General features: G+C 48.7%; 3 protein-coding genes. 2 read left to right on the plus strand and 1 reads right to left on the minus strand.

What is annotated here, in order from left to right:
* Positions 1-1,810, plus strand: a 1,810-nt coding sequence (locus tag DBO31_RS08540) for a hydratase (RefSeq protein ID WP_150824937.1), incomplete at its 5' end; no start/stop codon positions are given.
* A gap of 20 nt (positions 1,811-1,830) precedes the next feature.
* Here DBO31_RS08540 and DBO31_RS08545 read toward each other — a convergent pair.
* Entirely contained in the window at positions 1,831-2,670 is an 840-nt protein-coding gene (locus DBO31_RS08545) for an AraC family transcriptional regulator (protein ID WP_150824938.1), read from the minus strand.
* Positions 2,671-2,847: 177 nt separating this feature from the next.
* Here DBO31_RS08545 and dapF point away from each other — a divergent pair, with 177 nt between their 5' ends.
* Positions 2,848-3,687 carry a diaminopimelate epimerase gene (dapF, locus tag DBO31_RS08550; RefSeq protein WP_059076210.1) on the plus strand — a complete coding sequence of 280 codons (840 nt, stop codon included), beginning with the start codon at positions 2,848-2,850 and terminating at the stop codon, positions 3,685-3,687.
* Positions 3,688-3,816: the final 129 nt, after the last annotated feature.

A 3,816-nucleotide genomic window follows, 5' to 3' on the forward strand; every position in this document is an offset into this window, starting at 1 on the left:
CCATACCCGGTATGGTGCCCTGGGGACGATGGCTATGGGGGAAGGTGGCGGTGAACTGGTCAAACAGCTTCTCTGTGACACCTATGATATTGCCTATCCCGGTGTCGTCGGCGTATATCTGACGGGCCGTCCCCGTCCCGGCGTAGGGCCCCATGATATTGCGATTGCCATTGTCGGTGCCGTGTTCAAAAACGGCTATGTCAAAAATAAGGTCATGGAATTTGTCGGACCGGGTGTCGCTTCTATGACGACGGATTACCGCAACAGTGTCGATGTCATGACGACAGAAACGACGTGTCTGTCATCCGTATGGCGTACTGACGACGATACGAAAGCTTATCTTACCCAGCATGGGCGTCCCGATGCGTATAAAGAATTAAATCCGTCTGATGTGGCATATTATGATGGGTTTGTCGAAGTAGATCTTTCAACGATCAAACCGATGATTGCCCTTCCATTCCATCCGAGCAATGCCTATGAAATCGACGAATTCAATCAGAATGCCGGTGATATTCTGAGGGAAGCAGAAAAACGGGCACAGGAACTCATCGGAGACAGGGATATTCCCTTCAGTCTGACCGATAAGCTCGTCGATGGCCGGTTGCATGTCCAGCAGGGCGTCATAGCCGGTTGTGCCGGAGGCAACTATGTCAATGTCATGGCAGCAGCTCACATTTTGAAAAACGCGTCGTGTGGCAATGGCGTATTTTCTCTCGATGTGTATCCGTCCAGCCAGCCGGTCTATATGGACCTCGTAAAAAAAGGCGCCGTTTCAGAACTTCTGGCAGCGGGGGCTGTCTTTAAGACAGCGTTCTGCGGTCCCTGCTTTGGCGCAGGCGATACGCCAGCTAATAATACACTCAGTATCCGTCATACGACGCGGAATTTCCCGAACCGTGAAGGCAGTAAGCCCGGTCAGGGACAGTTTTCTGCCGTGGCGCTGATGGATGCCCGTTCTATTGCGGCAACAGCTGCCAATGGCGGTGTCCTCACATCAGCTGAAGTGTATGCTGATGACTATGAAGTACCTCCTTATGACTATGATGACAGTGCCTATGCAGCCCGCGTATACCACGGATTTGGCAAAGCGGAAACCAGTGCAGATCTCATTTATGGCCCGAACATCAAAGACTGGCCGGCTATGGAATCGCTTGCTGATGATATCCTTCTCCGGGTATGTTCCAAAATCACTGATGCGGTCACGACGACAGACGAACTGATTCCGTCTGGCGAAACGAGTTCATACCGTTCCAATCCTCTGGGACTGGCTGAATTTACTTTATCCCGCCGGGATCCGGCATACGTAGGACGGGCCAAAGAGGTCCGGAAACTGGAACTGGCACGTCTTTCCGGACAATGCCCGGCAGGAGTAGATTCTGATATAAAAGCTGTTTATGAAAAAATCGGTCAGCACTTTCCGAAAGCTTCCATGAAGACGACGGAAATCGGCAGTATGATTTACTGTACCCGTCCCGGTGACGGTTCTGCCCGTGAACAGGCAGCCAGCTGCCAGCGCGTCCTCGGAGGACTGGCCAATATCTGTCAGGAATATGCGACAAAACGATATCGTTCCAATGTCATGAACTGGGGTATGCTGCCGTTCCAGATGCGGGGAGAACCGGAATTTGAAGTGGGCGATTACATCTTCATTCCTAATGTACGTCAGGCCCTTTCCGGTGATCTGCAGCATATCAGGGCTTACGTCGTCGGATCGTGGAAAGAGATGGATCTCTACATTGCGCCTATGACGGATACGGAAAAAGAAATCGTCAAAGCCGGATGCCTTATCAATTTCAACCGCAACCGCTGACATATCCATAGTATCTGAGATTATTCCGTAAAATCTGAATTGAGGATTTGATTGCCGTGTTTGGGAGCAATGGCATATTGCTTTTTCCAGGCCCGGTAAAACGTGGAATAATGAGTGAAACCGCAGTCGTAACATACGGTCGTGAGAGCCCGCCCCTCTTCGATGAGGTGGCGGGCTTTTTGCAGCCGTTTCGTCGTTATATACTGGCCGATGGAAAGTCCCGTTTCTTCTTTAAACAGATGCATAATGTAATCCGGACTGAGAAAACAGGCCTGGGCAATAGATGGAATGGTCAGTTTTTCTGTCAGATGGGCGGTTATATAATCCATGACTTGTATGATTTTTTCATTTTTTTTGTTCTGATGGACATAGCCTATTTTCTTTTCGTTGACGGCCTGGGTAAGATATATGAGAAATTCCGTAAATATGGCTTCTTTCAGGATATCACCGGCTGTTCCGCTGACCATCCAGGCCTGGCGGAGCCGGCAGGCTGTACTGTATACGCTGCCTGCTTCCTGATGCTGACGCAGAATCGGTGAAGGTGTTTGAAATACAGGAAGGACGGGAAAACCGCGGCGGGCAAAGGTATCAATAAAGGAAGGAGACAAATAGGCGATGATCCGTTCATAGACGGCATCACCGGCGATGACCGGACGGTGAATCTGACCGGCAGGAATGACGACGACATCGAAGGGCTGCAGTACATACGATGTGCCTTCAATATCGTATGTGACATGTCCCTGTAGGAACAGCGTGATTTTATCGAAGTCGTGATAATGGTACGGACAGGTCCAGGCCTTTTTATCGCAGACGTGGAACAACCGAAACTTTTCATGAAGATATCCTGTTTTTTCTGCCATCACTTTCTCCTTTTTTTTAATGAATGTATTTTCTTCGACTAAACAGTATTTGCAATATATATAGCATTATTTACATATACTTGTCACTTTCGGTTATTGTATAATACTGGTTGTGAGATTTCAAGAAAAAGTGAATGTGTCTGTATAGGAATAGATAGAGTTTGGGAGGTATATCCTATGAAATTTGTAAAAATGCACGGCTTAGGCAATGATTTCGTATTTCTGGAAGATAAAAATGGCGCCGATAAAGATTTTTCCGGTCTTGCCAGAAAGATGTGTGCTCCTCATACGGGAATTGGCGCTGATGGCATCATCGTGATCGTTCCCAGCGATATAGCCGATGTACGCATGCGGATCATCAATGCCGATGGCAGTGAAGCGGAAATGTGCGGTAATGGTATCCGCTGCTTTGCCAAATATGTGTATGATCACGGCATTATCCAGAAGAAAGAATTTGCTGTAGAAACATTGGCAGGCATTATGAAACCGAAAGTGACTGTTGGGAATGACGGTCAGGTCAGCCTGGTCACCATCAATATGGGTAAACCGTTTACAGACCGTGCCCAGATTCCTATGGAAGGCCCGGCAGGCCCCGTCATTGATGAACCCGTTGAAATCGATGGCAAAACCTATCATATTACCAGCCTTCTCATGGGCGTACCCCACACGATGACCTACGTCAAAGATGTCGAAGCCGTCAATCTTCCCGAACTGGGGCCTAAATTTGAAACGTACAAAGCTTTTCCCCGTAAGACGAATATGAATTTTGTACAGGTCATTGATGACCATACAATCAAAGTCCATACATGGGAACGCGGCGCTGGCGCTACTCTGGCCTGCGGGACCGGTTCCTGCGCCTGTGCAGTCGGTTCTTTCCTCAATGGCTTTACCGGACGCAGTGTCGATGTCCAGTTATATCTGGGTACGCTTCATATTGAATACAATGAAGAAGATGGCAACGTATATATGACGGGTCCGGCCGCCGTTACCTTTACCGGTGAATGGCTTGAAGATTAAAAGAGTATAAGAGAAATGAAAGGGCTGTCTTAGGGACAGCTCTTTTTTCGGTGCGCCCGGCATGGGCGCACTCTAATGGGTGAAAGTCCCTAGGTCGCCCGGTAGCGGGAAGGCCATAGCCAGAACCAA

It is taken from the genome of Megasphaera sp. DJF_B143 (assembly GCF_900320625.1).
GTDB classification, from domain to species: Bacteria; Bacillota; Negativicutes; order Veillonellales; family Megasphaeraceae; genus Megasphaera; species Megasphaera hexanoica.